Source organism: Streptomyces sp. NPDC092369 (genome assembly GCF_044755245.1).
GTDB lineage: Bacteria > Actinomycetota > Actinomycetes > Streptomycetales > Streptomycetaceae > Streptomyces.
Genome location: NZ_JBIVQP010000003.1, coordinates 1,443,236 through 1,458,378 on the forward strand (window position 1 = coordinate 1,443,236; position 15,143 = coordinate 1,458,378).

The 15,143-nt window shown below is 71.3% G+C and carries 13 protein-coding genes; 6 read left to right on the forward strand and 7 right to left on the reverse strand.

What is annotated here, in order from left to right; translation table 11 throughout:
- The first annotated feature begins 1 nt into the window (after position 1).
- A complete protein-coding gene (locus ACIQI8_RS23550; RefSeq protein ID WP_402353773.1) occupies positions 2-976 on the forward strand; it encodes a zinc-binding alcohol dehydrogenase family protein in 975 nt (324 codons plus the stop codon).
- Positions 977-998: 22 nt separating this feature from the next.
- Here ACIQI8_RS23550 and ACIQI8_RS23555 read toward each other — a convergent pair whose 3' ends face one another.
- Positions 999-1,766, reverse strand: a complete 768-nt coding sequence (locus ACIQI8_RS23555; protein WP_402353776.1) for a CDP-alcohol phosphatidyltransferase family protein — start codon at positions 1,764-1,766, stop codon at positions 999-1,001.
- Between the two features lie 156 nt (positions 1,767-1,922).
- Here ACIQI8_RS23555 and ACIQI8_RS23560 point away from each other — a divergent pair, with 156 nt between their 5' ends.
- Positions 1,923-2,837, forward strand: a complete 915-nt coding sequence (locus ACIQI8_RS23560; RefSeq protein WP_402353779.1) for a transglutaminase-like domain-containing protein — start codon at positions 1,923-1,925, stop codon at positions 2,835-2,837.
- 18 nt (positions 2,838-2,855) lie between these two features.
- Here the strand turns inward: ACIQI8_RS23560 and ACIQI8_RS23565 are convergent, their stop codons facing one another.
- Complete coding sequence (locus ACIQI8_RS23565) at positions 2,856-4,115, reverse strand: PucR family transcriptional regulator (RefSeq protein WP_402353782.1); 1,260 nt, start codon at positions 4,113-4,115, stop codon at positions 2,856-2,858.
- Between the two features lie 101 nt (positions 4,116-4,216).
- Here ACIQI8_RS23565 and ACIQI8_RS23570 point away from each other — a divergent pair, with 101 nt between their 5' ends.
- The 4 genes from ACIQI8_RS23570 (at position 4,217) to ACIQI8_RS23585 (ending at position 9,451) form a co-directional block, all read left to right on the forward strand.
- A complete protein-coding gene (locus ACIQI8_RS23570) occupies positions 4,217-4,675 on the forward strand; it encodes a nucleoside deaminase (protein WP_402353784.1) in 459 nt (152 codons plus the stop codon).
- A complete protein-coding gene (locus ACIQI8_RS23575) occupies positions 4,668-5,642 on the forward strand; it encodes an isopenicillin N synthase family dioxygenase (protein ID WP_402353787.1) in 975 nt (324 codons plus the stop codon). The genes ACIQI8_RS23570 and ACIQI8_RS23575 overlap by 8 nt, the downstream gene beginning before the upstream one ends.
- A 126-nt stretch (positions 5,643-5,768) precedes the next feature.
- Entirely contained in the window at positions 5,769-7,904 is a 2,136-nt protein-coding gene (locus tag ACIQI8_RS23580; protein ID WP_402353789.1) for a hypothetical protein, read from the forward strand.
- Positions 7,904-9,451, forward strand: a complete 1,548-nt coding sequence (locus tag ACIQI8_RS23585; RefSeq protein ID WP_402353791.1) for a hypothetical protein — start codon at positions 7,904-7,906, stop codon at positions 9,449-9,451. Before ACIQI8_RS23580 ends, ACIQI8_RS23585 begins: the two co-directional genes overlap by 1 nt.
- A gap of 12 nt (positions 9,452-9,463) precedes the next feature.
- Here ACIQI8_RS23585 and ccsB read toward each other — a convergent pair whose 3' ends face one another.
- The 5 genes from ccsB to ACIQI8_RS23610 all read right to left on the reverse strand — a co-directional run bounded on the left by ccsB (position 9,464) and on the right by ACIQI8_RS23610 (position 15,102).
- Positions 9,464-10,567, reverse strand: coding sequence for a c-type cytochrome biogenesis protein CcsB (ccsB, locus tag ACIQI8_RS23590; protein ID WP_402353794.1), 1,104 nt, complete (start codon positions 10,565-10,567; stop codon positions 9,464-9,466).
- Positions 10,564-12,318, reverse strand: coding sequence for a cytochrome c biogenesis protein ResB (locus tag ACIQI8_RS23595; RefSeq protein ID WP_402353797.1), 1,755 nt, complete (start codon positions 12,316-12,318; stop codon positions 10,564-10,566). The genes ccsB and ACIQI8_RS23595 overlap by 4 nt, the downstream gene beginning before the upstream one ends.
- A gap of 3 nt (positions 12,319-12,321) precedes the next feature.
- Positions 12,322-13,113 carry a cytochrome c biogenesis CcdA family protein gene (locus ACIQI8_RS23600; protein WP_402353799.1) on the reverse strand — a complete coding sequence of 264 codons (792 nt, stop codon included), beginning with the start codon at positions 13,111-13,113 and terminating at the stop codon, positions 12,322-12,324.
- Position 13,114: 1 nt separating this feature from the next.
- The gene (locus ACIQI8_RS23605; protein WP_402353802.1) at positions 13,115-13,732 is read right to left on the reverse strand and encodes a TlpA family protein disulfide reductase; all 618 of its coding nucleotides are present in this window, start codon (positions 13,730-13,732) and stop codon (positions 13,115-13,117) included.
- Between the two features lie 77 nt (positions 13,733-13,809).
- A complete protein-coding gene (locus ACIQI8_RS23610) occupies positions 13,810-15,102 on the reverse strand; it encodes a hypothetical protein (RefSeq protein WP_402353805.1) in 1,293 nt (430 codons plus the stop codon).
- Positions 15,103-15,143 lie beyond the last annotated feature (41 nt).

Sequence of the window (15,143 nt, forward strand, 5' to 3'; positions counted from 1 at the left end):
CATGCGCGCGGTCGAGATCCAGGAGTACGGCGGTCCCGAGGTGTTGAAGACCGTCGAGGCGGACGCGCCCGGGCCCGGACACGGCCAGGTGAGCATCGATGTGGCGTACGCCGGCATCAACTTCGCCGACCTCAAGGCACGGGAGACGGGGTACCGGGTGCCGTCGCTGCCCTTCCGGCCGGGCATCGAGGTCTCCGGGCGGGTACGGGCGGTCGGCGCGGGTGTCACGGACCTCGCCGTCGGCCAGGAGGTGACGGCCCTGACCGAGGGCGGCGCCTACGCGGACGTGGCCGTCGCCAACGCGGTGACCGTCTTCCCGCTCCCGTCGGGCGTCGACCTGCGGACGGCGGCCACGCTCCCGACCGTGCTGCCGACGGCGTACGCCCTCGTGCACACGGTCGGCCGGCTCCAGCCCGGTGAGACGGTGCTCGTGCAGGGCGCGGCGGGCGGAATCGGCACGGTGGTGGGGCAGTTGGCGAGGGCGGCGGGCGCCGGAGCGGTGTACGGCGTGGTGTCGAGCGCGGCGAAGTCGGCGTACGCGCGGGAGTACGGCTACGACGAGGTGTTCGTCGGCGACTTCGAGGCGGCCGTGCGGGAGGCGACCGGCGGACGCGGGATCGACCTCGCGCTGGACCCCGTCGGCGGCGCCACTCTCCGCTCCTCCCTGGCCTCGCTCGCGGTCTTCGGCCGCCTGGTCTCCTTCGGCAACGCGGGCGGCGAGCCGGCCTGGACGGTCGGGCAGCCCGAGCTGTATCCACGCGGCCTTTCGGTCGCGGGTTTCTCGATCCTCACCCTCGCGCAGACCGACCCGGCGGCGCTGCGGGAGCTGACCGGGCGGGCCTTCGCGAAGGTGGCGGACGGGACGGTCGTGCTGCCGGTCACCGCCGAGTTCGGTCTGGAGGAGGCGGCGGAGGCGCACCGCCTGATGGGGACGCGGACCAGCACGGGCAAGCTGCTGCTGCGGGTGGCCGACTGAACACCCTCCACCCGAGGCCCGGTCAGCGCAGTCGCGAGGACGACAGGATCGACAGCAGGTGGGCCGGGACCATCACCCAGGTGATGACGGCGAGCGCGCCCAGGGCCCAGCGGGTGGGTTCGATGCCGTCGGTCAGGGTGTCCGCGACCGCCGCCACGAGCAGGACCAGGGACGCCTCGATGCCGTTGGTCACGCGGTGGATCTTGAAGGCGGCGGCGAGCCGGCGGACGGTCGCCACGCCCTCGGAGCGGGGGCGGGTGGACTCGTCGTCGACGACACCGAGACCGCGGCGGGCGCGGGCGACGTCCACCAGGTCGGTGGAGGCCTTCAGCAGCACGACACCCAGCGCGGTGGCGATGCCGATCGACAGCCAGCCGCCGACACCGGACTCGGCGGCGCGGTAACCGGCCCCGGCCATCAGCGCCGCGTCCGCCAGATACGCGCCGAGCCGGTCGACGTAGATGCCGGCCGCGCTGTTCTGCCCCTTCCAGCGGGCGACTTCACCGTCGACGCAGTCGAAGAGCAGGAACAACTGCATGAGAATCACGGCGAGTACGGCACCGGTCAGACCCGGGATCATCAGCGCGGCCCCGGAGGCCACCCCGCACACCACCATCGTCCAGGTCAGCTGGTCGGGCGTGACCGGCGTGCGCACCAGCTGCCGGGTGAACCGCAGCGAGACGCTCCGCATGTACAGCCGGCCCGCCCAGTGTTCGCCGTTGCGGCTAGCCAGCTTGGTCTGCGGCTGGCAGACCTCCCGCAGCTCCTCCAGCACCGGAGCAGCAACCATGACCGTTCCTCCACACCACACCAGGGGTTCAACTGCCGCACACGCGACGGTGATCGGCACAGGTTAGTCGCCCGCCGGGCCGTCGCCGGCCTCCGGCCCCCCGACCATGCCTACCCCCTGGACATTTCGCACCGAATTTTGGCAGCGTGACGCGACATGCCCCTCGACTTCCACGCCACCCACAGCACCTTCTCCGACCCCGTCGAACTGGCCCACCTCTACGCCGACCTACCGCACGACCCCGCCGAACTCGCCCGCATATCCCGGGACTTGGTGATCCACCGCATGGAGGGCGACCTCTTCGCCCACACCCACCCCACCGACCGCCTGCACAACGACGCCGAGACCCGCTATGTCGACGACATCCTGCGGATCATCGTCGAGCGCGACAGTGCTCCCCTCGGCCAACGGCGCGCGCCCGGTGACCGGTTCGTCGGAACCTGCCGGGACTTCTCCCTCCTGCACTGCTCGTTCCTGCGGCACTTCGGCGTCCCCGCCCGCATCCGCTCCGGCTTCGCCGACTACTTCGACCCGAACGGCCCGAGCGCCTTCCACAACGACCACGTCGTCACCGAGTACTGGGACGAGCAGCGCGGCTGGCTACTGGCCGACGCCGAACTGGCCGACCCCTTCGTCACCGACCACTGGAAGATCGACTTCGACCCGATGGACGTGCCCCGCGACCGTTTCCTCGTCGCGGGCGAGGCATGGCAGGCGATCCGAAAGGGCAGGGCCGACCAGGAGACCTTCGGCCTCCACCCCCCGCACGAAGGCCCCTTCTGGGGCGAGTGGTTCGTCGCCGGCAACATCCGCCTCGACCTGGCCGCGCTCAACAAGGTGGAGACACTGCTGTGGGACGTATGGGGCGAGGAAGAAGAAGGCGGCAAACCTGGAGGTCAACTCCCGGAAGCCGCCCGGCAGTTCTACGACCGTGTCGCCCCGGTCGTCAGCGGCGAGGTCTCCTTCACCGCCGCCCGCGACCTGTTCACCAAGGACGACACCCTGCGCACCCCCGACACGGTGATGTCGTACGCCCCGTTCAACGGCCCGAGCCGGGTCACCCTGCGTTGAACCGCCGTCGGGCCGCCGTCAGGCGACGGTCCGCAGCCCCCGCACCTCCCCGGCCCCCATCCCCCGCACCACCCGATGCGCGCAGGCCCCCGCCAGCAACTCCCCCAGCAGGTCGGGGTCGTCGATCTCCAGGCCGAGCAACGACTCGATGCGTTCCAGGCGTTGGTAGAGGGACTGGCGGCCGATGTGGAGGAGCGCTGCCGTGCGGGTCGGGGAGCAGCCGTGGCGGAGGTGGACCTCCAGGGTGCGGACGAGGTCGCTGGGATGGGCCGCCTCCCAGGCCAGGAGGGGGCCCAGGGTGTGCTGGACCAGGTGGGCGAGGCGGTCGCGGTTGGCGTCGACGCCGCCGCGGGTCAGCTCCCGTTCCAGGGCGAGCGCGCGGGCGGAGGTGACCAGCGGGCCGTCGGGCACGCCGGGCTCGGCGGCCGGCACGGTGAGGGCCAGCTCCAGCGTCGTACGGGCCGCGCGCAGCGTGTCGCTCCAGCGCAGCCAGCCGCTGCCGCCCGCGACCGCGTGCCCGACGGCGACGGTGAGCCCCGGTTCGGCGGCCGTGCGGAAGGCGTCCTGGACGGCGCGGATGGGGTCGCCGGCGCGGGTGTCGGGGAGGGCGAGCAGGGCCAGCACGTCACCGGGGAACGCGGCCCGCAGCGACCCCGCCCCGCCCAGCAGCCGTACGGCCCGGTCCACCGCCCCCACCTCGCGCGTCCCGTGCAGCGATACGCCGATCAGCCGCGCCCCCGGCCCCGGATGGAACCCGGCGAGCGCGGACCGCGCCTCCACCTCGGGCTGGTTCAGCGCGGCCCGGTCGGCCAGGTCGGCGAGCAGGGCCGCCGTATGGTCGTCGCCCCACGGGCGCAGCACCGACCGCCCGGACAGACCGCGCGCCACGATCGCCCGGTTGGCGGCCTCCGTGATGCGCACGAAGGGCACGACCCGGCGCATGGCCAGCAGGGGCAGGCCCAGGCGGCGGGCCTCGTCGGTCACCTCGGGCGGCATGCTCGGCAGGGAGCGGCCGATCTCCACCGCGAGCCCGGCCGCGCCGCGGGCGGCCACCTCACGGACGTAGCGCCGCCGGGTCTCCTCGTCGGCGTCCATCAGGCCGAAACCGTTGGTGAGCAGCAGTTCGCCGCCGTCCAGGAAGTTGGCGCCCTCGTAGACCTCACTCGAATGCACCCAGCGCACCGGGCGGTCCAGGGCGCTCTCGCCGGCCAGCAGCTCGGGCTCGGCGGCCCGTACGGGATCGAGGTCCAGGACCTCACGGAGGGTGAGTGCGGGCACGGGCTCCTCCAGGGGCGTGGACAGTTCGTCCGGGGGCGGGATGTCCGGAGAGTACTTTCCGCACGTTGCCCTCGTGTTTCGGCCACTGGAGAGTGAGAACCATGGAGCTCATGGATCAGGCACAGGCGCGGGCCTGGCTCGCCACCGCCGTCGAGGAGGCCCGCGCGGGCCTCGCCGAGGGCGGCATCCCGATCGGCGCCGCGCTCTACGGAGCCGACGGCACCCTTCTCGGACGCGGCCACAACCTGCGCGTCCAGGACGACGACCCCTCGATGCACGCGGAGACGGCGGCCTTCCGGGCGGCGGGCCGGCAGCGGTCGTACCGGAACACCACCATGGTCACGACCCTCTCGCCGTGCTGGTACTGCAGCGGTCTGGTCCGCCAGTTCGGCATCTCGCGGGTCGTGGTCGGCGAGGCGGCCACCTTCCACGGCGGCCATGACTGGCTGGCCGAGCACGGCGTGGAGATCGTCGTCCTCGACGACACCGAGTGCGTCTCGCTGATGCGCGACTTCATCAAGGACAACCCGGAACTCTGGAACGAGGACATCGGTGAGTGACACCTCCGCCCCGCGCATCCCGACCATCGACCTGCGCCCCTGGCTCGACGGCGACGAGCGGACCCGCAAGGACATCGCCCGTACCGTCGACGACGCGCTCCAGACCGCCGGGTTCCTGCTGGTCACCGGGCATGGCGTGGATCCCGGTCTGCGGTCCCGGATCCGGGAGGCCGCGCGGGCCTTCTTCGCCCTTCCCGTCGACGTCAAGGAGCCCTACTCCGCCAAGGTCGGCGGGCGGGGCTGGCTCGGGCCAGGGGCCGAGGCCAACGGGTACTCGGAGGGCACCGAGACCCCGCCGGACCTGAAGGAGTCGCTGACCTTCGCCACGCACCGGCCCTTTGCGGACCCGGTGGTCAACGCGGAGTGGTACGCGCCCAATGTGTGGCCGAGTGAGGTGCCGGGGTTGCGGGCGCTGTGCGAGGAGTACCTCGACCGGATGGGCGAGCTGGAGAAGCAGCTGCTGGTGCTGCTCGGCGACGCGCTCGGGCTCGAACCCGACTTCTTCTCCCGGCACATGGACCATCCGACGTACGGCTTCAACATCAACTGGTATCCGGGAGTGGAGGTCGTCGGGGAGCCGGAACCCGGGCAGTTCCGGATCGGGCCGCACACCGACTTCGGGACGGTGACGATCCTCGACCGGCAGGCGGGCAAGGGCGGCCTGCAGGTGTTCACCGACGAGGGCGGATGGGAGGACGCGCCGTTCGATCCCGAGGCGTTCACCATCAACATCGGTGATCTGATGGCCCGTTGGACCGGCGACCGGTGGCGTTCGGGCCGGCACCGCGTGCTGCCGCCGCCCGCGGACGCGCCGGCCGAGGAGCTGATGTCCCTCGTCTACTTCGGAGAGTGCACCCCGGGGACTCTGGTGGAGTCCGTGCCCGCGCCGGTGGGGCGGGTCGCGTACGAGGCCGTGGACTCGCACGTCTACCTGCGGGAGAAGCTGGACTCGATCACCGTCGACTGAGCCGGCGGGGTCCAGCGGGTGACCGGCCGCCACTTTTTGTGACCCAACGGTCACCATGCGATCTAGTCCGAACCAACTCACCCTCCTTACTCTTGAGTTGGGGACACCTCCGGGGGGAGCGGTGCGGTGGGCAGACGGTTGCACGGGCGTGGCGCGCTCTTCGACGCCGATCCGGCCGGTCTGGCTCCGCGGCTCGTGGGTCTGCGCCCGCACCAGCACCGCACCACGCCGTACGAACATCGGCGCGAGCTTCCCTTCGTCCTGCTCACCGGCGCCCGCGGCCTCGGCAAGACCGCGGTCCTGGACGAGTTACGGGCCGCCTACAAGGGGCACACCCCGGTCGCGCTGATCGACTGCGCGGCCGGCGAGTTCACGACGCCGTCGGGCGGGCGGCCCGCCGAGGCCTGGTCGCCGGTGTCGCAGGCGCTGCTGGTGATCGCGGAGCAGCTGGCCGAGCCGGTGACCGGTGCGGGCCGGATCGTCTTCCCGCGGCTGATGTCGGGTCTGGTCGCGGTGGCCGCCGGGGGCTGGAGCGACGCCGACTCGGAGCGGATCCGGCGCGAGGTGGAGCGGATCCTGCTGCTGAACGAGGGCGGGTCGTGGATCGCCGGGTTCGCCGGGCGGTGGGCGGGGCGGGTCGCCGCCAACGTGGTCGCCGCCGCGACCGGCACCGGGCCGCTGGTCTCCGCGTCCATCGAGGCGACCCTGGAGTCCATCTCCGACAGCTTCGTGCACCGGCGGCACGCCAAGGCCGCCACCTGGTACCGCGACTACCCGAACGCCTCCGGCAACGCCCGGCGCGGACTCATGCTGCTCTCCGGCCACTTCAGGGCCGGCGGCACCTCCCGCGAACACGCCGAGCGGCACCTCGTGCGCGCCCTGCTCGCCGACCTCACCGAGGCGTACGCCGGGATGCTGCCGCGGATGCAGCGCCTGGGCCGGCCGCTGGTGCTGCTCGACAACGCCCAGTCCGCGCCCGGTCCCGGGCTCACCGACGCCGTCCTGCGCGACCGCGCCGACGGCATCGCCGACCAGGTCGTCTTCATCGGTGCCCTGCGCGGCGACGGCCGCCCGGCCCTGCGCAACGCGGTGCGCAGGGCCCTGCCCGAGGTGACCCGGCGCAGCGGCTGGACGCCCGATCCGGCGGCCCCCACCTCGCGGGCCCTGCTGGTCGCGCTGCCGCCGCTCAGCCCCGACGACACCCTGCACATCGTCGGCGCGGCCTGCGCGGACCTCCCGGTGCCGCCCCAACTCCCGCACGCCACCCACCGCTTGACCGGCGGCAACCCGCTCGGCATCACGCTCCTCGCCGAGTCGGCCGCGCAGAACCTCCCCGAGGCCGCCTCCCTCGGCGAGCTGCTCACCGCGGACGTCCGCCCGCACGAGGAGAGCGACGGCGCGCCGACCTACCTGGAGCTGCTCGCCCGGCTCGTACCCGCCGACCGGCGCGAGGAGTTGACGGTGCTGGCCGCCGCCCACGACCACGACTCCGCGGTCGCCCTGGCCGAGGCCCTGCTCCCGGACGACTTCGGCCCGGCGGACATCCGCGCCCTGCAGACCCGCCTCGCCCGCGAGGGACTGCCCGAAGTGCCGGGCCAGTTCGTCGGCGACGCCTTCGTCCGCACCCTGCTGCTGCTCGCCCTGCACCACCGCGACGCGGACCACGGCCAGTGGCGTACGGCGCACGAGACGCTGATCGCGCACTACGCGCCGCCCGAGGACGGCGTCGACGGCGGGGACGACGGCGGTGACGATCCCGTCCGCGCCCGCTACCGGCTGCATCACGAACTCGCCCTGGGCGACGCCGAGTCGGCGGTCGCCTACCTGCGGGACACCTTCCCCTCCCTGCCCGCCGCGACCTGGCTGCGCTCCCTGCGCTTCATCGCCTCGGCGCCCTACTTCCACGCGCACGACGCCGAGGGCCACGACTTCACCGGCCGGCACGACCGCCGCGCCGACGTGGCCCTCGGCCGCACCGACGCCGGACACCCGCCGCCGGCCGGCGTGGACGGCGTACTGCATCTGCGGGTACGGCGGTTGCTGCACGCCGTGTGGCGGCTGACCGACCCGCTCGCCCTGCCCGACCCGAAGGTGGCCGATCGGCTGCGGTTCGAGCTGGAGCAGCTGTCCAACCTGCGCCCGGCGGGCAACGCGCTGCTGTGGCGGGCCTCGCGGGACTGGGCGCAGGACGCGGCGGCGGGCCGGGCCCTGCGGGTGCCGGACGACGACGAGGACGAGGCCGACGACGAGGGGGTGGCGTGATGGCCGGCGGAGGCTTCGGGACATGGCTGCGGGAAGGCGTGTGGGCGATTCCGCTGCGCCGCTATCTGGCCGTGGTGGTGAGCGCCGCAATGGTGGTGGGCCTGGTCCTCGCCGTCCGGGCGCTCACGCACGACGACCGGGCGTGCGCCCCGGGGGTGGTCCACCCGGAGGGCAGCGACGACTGCGTCGGTGTCTCGACGACGGCGTACGACTTCGGGCGGCCCCAACTCCGGGACGCGGTGCGGGCGATCGACCGGGAGAACGACTCGCTCAAGGCGGGCGCCTATGTCACCGTCGCCGTGATGCTGCCGTACACGGCGTCCACCCCGTCCACCCTGAGCGACATCCAACACGAGCTGCAGGGCGCCTACTTGGCGCAGTGGGAGGCCAATCACGCCGCCAACGGACAGTCCCCGTCGATCCGGTTGGTGCTCGCCAACCCGGGGGCGACCAGTGATCACTGGAAGCAGTTGGTGGACCAGCTGGAGCCGATGACGAGGAGTGCCGACCGGCTGCGGGCGGTCGCCGGGGTCGGCATGAGCACCGACAACAACAAGAAGGCCGTGGCGGAGTTGACCCGGCGGGGCATCCCGGTGGTCGGCTCGTCGATCACCGCGGACGACCTCGCGAACGGGCAGGGCGGCAAGGACCCGTTCCCCGGGCTGGCCCGGGTCTCCCCGACCAACACGGACGAGGCCCGCGCCCTCGCCTCCTTCGCCAAGGTCAGTGCCGGGCGGGCGCTGCTGGTGTACGACAAGCCGGGCGACCCCTACACCCGCACGCTCCAGGCCTCGTTCGCGAAGCTGATCAAGGGTTCGCCGTACGAACCACAGCCGTTCACCCCGCCCGCCGACCGCACCCAGGAGGGCACGACCGCCAACACCTTCCGGCAGATCACCCACCTCGTGTGCGACACCTCGAAGGAGACGGACACGATCCTGTTCGCCGGACGCCACACCCAGCTGCGGCAGTTCATCAACGCGCTGGGCGGACGCGGCTGCCAGGACCGGAAGTTCACGCTGCTGACCGGCGACGAGGGCTCCTACCTGACCGGCGAGAAGGCCCTGGACCGCGGTGCCCTCCGGCACAACCTCTCGGTCCGCTACACCTCCCTCGCGCACCCGGACGCCTGGGCGAAGGACCCCGTGAAGACGGGCGGTTCGGCGCGGGACGCCAAGGTGCTGAGCGATCTGCTGGCCAGGAGCGAGCGTGCGCCGGTCGGGCCGATCGGCTCGGTCGCCCTGGACGACGGCCAGTTGATCATCGGCTATGACGCCATGACCCTGGTGGTGCACGGCATCCGCGAGGCGACGCCGGACGGGCGGACAGCACCGCCGCTCGCGGACGTGGGCCTTCAGTGGCCGCAGGTCAAGGGCTCGCTACGGGTGAGCGGGGCGAGCGGCTGGATCTGCCTGGACGTGCACGGCAACCCGTACGACAAGGCCGTGCCGATCGTGGAACTCACGCCCGAGGGCGACTCACGCTTCGTCCGGATCGCCTGGCCCGAGGGCAAGCCTCCCGGCAAGGAGTGCCTGCCCCCGTCCTGACCGCTCCCCGGCTCACACCCCCGCGTACGAGTGCTTGCCGGAGACGAAGATGTTGACGCCGTAGTAGTTGAACAGCCAGCAGCCGAACGCGATCAGCGCGAGGTAGGCGGCCTTGCGGCCCTTCCAGCCGGCGGTGGCGCGGGCGTGCAGGTAGCAGGCGTAGGCGACCCATGTGATGAACGCCCAGGTCTCCTTCGGGTCCCAGCCCCAGTAGCGGCCCCACGCGGACTCGGCCCAGATCGCGCCCGCGATGATCGTGAACGTCCACAGCGGGAAGACGGCCGCGTTGACGCGGTAGGAGAACTTGTCCAGGGACGAGGACGCGGGCAGCCGCTCCATGACGGAGGTGGCGAAGGTGCCGGGCCTGCCGCCGTTCTCCAGCTTGGTCTCGTAGGAGTCCTTGAACAGGTAGAGGACCGTGCCGACCGCACCCACGTAGAAGACCGCGCCGCACAGGATCGCGGTCGAGACGTGGATGTACAGCCAGTACGAGTGAAGGGCGGGAACCAACTGGTCACTGGCGGTGTACAAGACAGTGACGGCGATGCCGAGATCGAGGAGGACCGTCGTGATCAGGAACAGGCCGAGCCAGCGGACGTTCTTCTTCAGCGCGAGCAGCGTGAGGTACACGGCGACGGCGACGGTGGAGAACGTGATGTTGAACTCGTACATGTTGCCCCACGGCGCCCGCTCCACCGAGGCCGCGCGGGCGATCACCCCGGCGAGCTGGATGAGGAACGCGAGCACGGTGAGCGACACGGCGATACGACCGTAGAGATCACCCTGCGCGTCCCCGCCGTGCGCCCCGGGCCCGTCCGGCACGTCCCGCGCACCCGCGGCGGAGCGTACGACGACGGTGGGCCTCTCCAGCACGGCGGTACCGCCGGCCTGCTGCACGGTCACGGCCGGGCGGCCCTTGGCGGCGGCCTTGGCCTCCGGCGTGAGCGCGGCGGCCGTGCGGCCGACCCGGCTGCGGCTGCCGAAGAGCCATTCGGCGATGTACGCGAAGAAGGCCAGGGTGTAGACGGCCATCGCGGAGTAGATCAGCGTGTTGCTGATGTTCGCGAGGTGTTCGTTGGTCGCGGTGGCCAACTCGGTTCCGGCGGCGAGAGTCACGTCTCAGCCCCTTCGGCAGGTACGGCTTCGGGTTCGGGGGTGGTGGGGTCTTGGTCTGCGGAGTCGGCGGCGGCACGGTCGCCGTCGCCGGACGCGGGTTCGGGCGGCCCCGGCGTCCGGTCGTACAGGATCCCGGCGAGGTCGCCGAGTTCCTCGGGCAGCTTGGCGGACTCGCTGCGGCCGAGGCCGGCCATCTCGACGACGGTGACGCCGTCGGGGCCCTGGGCCGCCCGCACCCAGACCCGGCGGCGCTGGATGAACAGGGAGGCGGCGAGGCCGAAGATCGCGGTGAGGGCGGCGGCGAGCGCCCAGTCGGTGCCGGGCTGCTGGACGACCTGGAAGTTGGCCCACTGCTTGGTGCCGGTGTAGGTGATCGACCCGGCGCCGTCCGGGAGTTGCATGGTCTCGCCGGGCTTCAGGTTCTCCCTGACCTGGGCGCCCTTGGCGTCCTTGAACTCCTTCACGTGCGACTTGTCGAGCTGGTACACGCTCTGCGGGATGCCGGAGTCGATGCCGAGGTCGCCGTGGTACGGCGTGAGGTTCAGCACCGGGTTCCTCAGCGCCGGGAAGGTCGAGGCGGTCTCGTTGCCCTTGGTGTAGGTGGGCAGGAAGAAGGCCGAGACGCCGAGCTGTTCGGTGACGCCCTTGGCGTTCTTGTAGCCGTCGAGGACCTTGATCACACCGGTGGAGGTGACGTTGGAGTCGAGCGGGAGCATGGCCACGGCGTCGTTGTAGACGACCTTGCCCTTGCCGTCGCGGACGGTGATGACGGGCGCGTAGCCGTGCGCGGTGAGGTAGACCTTCGCGTCCCCGATGGTCAGCGGTTCGTTGACCTTGACGAGGGTCTTCCGGTCCTTGCCGTAGGCGCCCTTGCTGTAGGTGATGGCCGCTTGATAGAGGCGCGGGGTGCCCTTGTTGGGGCCGGTGGCCTCGTAGGTGCCGGTGAACTTGTCCAGGTTGAAGCTGAACGGCACCAGGTCGTCGGAGCTGAAGAGGTTGCCGGACTTGAAGTCGTCGTAGGAGATGAGGGTGTTGGAGAAGCCGTCGCCCTCGACGACGAGTTTGTTGCCCTCGGACTTGAAGAGCTGGCCCCAGGCGAAGGCGGTCAGCATCACGATGAGGGCGACGTGGAAGGCGAGGTTGCCGACCTCGCGCAGATAGCCCTTCTCGGCGGCGACGGCGTCACCGGCGAGGTGGGCGCGGAAGCGGCGCTTCTTCAGCAGCGTGAGCGCGGCCTCGCGGACCTGCTCGGGCTCGGCCCCGGTGCGCCAGGTGGTGTAGGCGGGCAGCCGGGTCAGCCGCTTGGGCGCGCCCGGCGGCCGGCCGCGCAGCTGGCCGACGAACTGCCACGTGCGCGGGATGATGCAGCCGATGAGGGAGACGAACAGCAGGATGTAGATCGCGGAGAACCACACCGAGCTGTAGACGTGGAAGAGCCCGAGCTTGTCGTAGATCGGCGCGACGAAGGTGTGCGTCTTGCGGAAGTCGGCGACCTTCGTCTCGTCGATGCCGCTCTGCGGGATCAGCGAGCCGGGGATCGCGCCGAGCGACACCAGCAGGAGCAGCAGCAGCGCGACCCGCATCGAGGTGAGCTGGCGCCAGAACCAGCGGGCCCAGCCGATGACGCCGAGGGAGGGCAGGTTGGGCAGCTCCTCCTTGGGCGCGGTGGACAGCTGGGAGCCGGCGGCGCCGAGGTCCTCGTCGGGGCGCTCGGAGCTCGCGCCGGACCGGGTCTTGGAAGGCGTGCTCATCGATCAGATCCCCACAGTGAAGCCGGCGGACCAGGACTGCATGTCCTGCACGAGACTGTCCCAGACGCCGGTGACCAGCAGCAGACCGGTCACGATCATCATCGTGCCGCCGATCCGCAGCACCCAGACATAGTGGCGCTTGACCCAGCCGAAGGCACCGAGCGCCTTGCGGAAGGCGACCGCGGCGAGCACGAAGGGCACGCCGAGGCCGAGACAGTAGGCGACGGTCAGTATGGCGCCACGGCCGGCGCTCGACTGCTGCGAGGACAGCGCGAGCACGGAGGCGAGGGTCGGACCGATGCAGGGCGTCCAGCCGATGCCGAACAGCGCGCCGAGAACCGGGGCGCCGGCCAGACCGGCCACGGGCCGCCGGTGGAAGCGGAACTCGCGCTGGGTCATCCACGGCATCAGGCCCATGAAGAAGACGCCCATGAGGATCATGAGCGAGCCCAACACCTTCGACAGGACGCCCTTGTTGTCCTGGAGGGTGTCGCCGAAGTAGCCGAACAGGGCGCCGCTGGAGACGAACACGGCGGTGAAGCCGAGGACGAAGAGCGAGGCGCCGGCGACCATCCGGCCGCGTCTGGCCTCGGCGAGGTCGGTGCCGGTGACGCCGGTGACGTAGGACAGATAACCGGGGACCAGCGGCAGGACGCACGGCGAGAAGAAGGAGACGAGGCCACCGAGCAGGGCGACGGGCAGGGCGACCAGGAGGGCGCCGTTGAGGACCGTGCCGTTGTACCCGGTCGCGGCGAGCGTGGTGACCGCGCTCGCGCCCGAGGTGACCGCGCTCACGTCACTTCTCCGCGAGGACCGGGTCGATCATCTTGCGCAGCTTGTCCTCGCTGAGCGCGGCCAGCGAGCGGGCGGCGATCTTCCCTTCCCGGTCGAGGACGAGCGTGGAGGGAATGGCCTGCGGGTTGAGCGTGCCCTTCTTGAAGCGCAGCATCAGCTTGCCCGTCGGGTCGTACAGGCTGGGGAAGGTGACGCCCTGCTGCTTCTCGAAGGCGGCGGCGCTGGAGGTCTTGGTGTCCCGGGTGTTGATGCCGACGAACTGGACGCCCTGGGCCTTGAGGTCCTGGTAGACCTTCTCCAGGTTGGGCGCCTCGGCGCGGCAGGGGGCGCACCAGGAGCCCCACACGTTCAGTACGACGATCTTGCCCTTGTAGGAGGCGACGTCGAGCTGCTTGCCGTCGACGGTCTTGCCGGACAGGTCGGGCGCGGCGGCCCGCTTGCCCTGCTCGGCGGTGGAGATGCCGTCCTTGCCCATGACGAAGTTGGTGTCACCGCCTCCGCCGGAGGTGCCGCCGGAACCGCACGCGGACAGGGTCAGCGCGGCAGCTGCGGCCACAGCGCCGATCGCGGTGGCACGGCTACGGTTCGAGCACTGGGGGACGCGGCTGGCGGCACTCATGTGAAAAGTTTCGCATGCCCGTTCCGGGGATCTTGCCCGCCCCCCTCACAGGCGCCTTGCGGGCGGAAACCCGCATTTCAGGCGGCCTTGTGCGAGGCGGGGGTGCCCGAGGGGCTGGTGATGAAGTTCTTCCAGCCACCGGCCGGCGCCTGCCCGACGTCGAGGGTGCGCAACTGCTCAAGCACCTCGGGCTTCTGCACGTCCATCCAGTCGGCGAACTGCCGGAAGGAGACGAGCCGTACGTCCTCGCCCTTCTCCTTCTCCCGGGCGATGTGCTTGAAGGCCTCCTCGACGGCGTCCATGTAGATGCCGCCGTTCCACTGCTCGAAGTGGTTGCCGATGAAGAAGGGCGCGCGGTTGCTCTCGTAGGCCCGCCTGAAGCCCGATATGTACGCCTGCGCGGCCTGGGTGCGCCAGCCCGGGTAGTTGTAGGCGGGCGCGTTGGTGGAGTTGACGGACTGGTTGGCGAGCATGTTGTAGTCCATCGACAGGACCTCGAAGCTGTGCCCCGGGAACGGGACGGCCTGCAGCGGCAGGTCCCAGACGCCCTGCTTCTTCGTGGGCCAGACCTGCCGGCCGCCGGGCGAGGAGGCGTCGTAGCGCCAGCCGAGTTCCCTGGCGGTGGGCAGCAGGTTGTCCTGCCCGAGCAGACAGGGCGTACGACCGCCGACGAGCTCCTTCTCGTAGTCGAAGGGCAGGCTCGGCAGGTCGGTCCACCCGCTGTTGGTGCGCCACTCCTTCACGAACGACTTCGCCTGCTGGATCTCGCTCTTCCACTGCTGGGGCGTCCAGTTGCCGACGGTGCCGTTGCCGCCGCAGAAGTGGCCGTTGAAGTGGGTGCCGATCTCGTGCCCTTCGAGCCAGGCGCGCCGGACGTTGGTCAGCGTGGCCTTGATGTGCTCGTCGGTGAGGTAGCCGATGTCGGAGGCGCCCTGCGGGTTGTTCGGCGGGTTGTAGAGGCGCTTCTTCGACTCGGGCAGCAGATAGAGGCCGGACAGGAAGAAGGTCATGGAGGCGCCGTGCTGCTTCGCCAGGTCGAGGAAGCGCGGGAAGAGGCCGTTGCCGACCTCGCCGGCGCCGTCCCAGGAGAAGATCACGAACTGGGGCGGGGTCTGGCCGGGCTCCAACGGCTCGGGCTTTCCCGGCTGGTGGGGCTGCTTGCCGGTGAAGGAGGTCGAGCCGTCACCGAGGGGCCGGACCGGGTGTGTCGTCGGCTTTTTGCCGCCCCCGCTGCCGGAACCCGCGTTTCCGGAACCTCCTGCGTGGCTGGATCCGCCCGACCCCGTCAGGTTCCCGCACCCCGCGAGTCCGGCGGCGGCCACCGCGCCCGCACCGGCTCCGAGCACTCCCCGTCGCGTGAGATTCCGCATTGCTTCCCCATCCGTCGCGTCCTCTGTGGTCAACCTGTGAG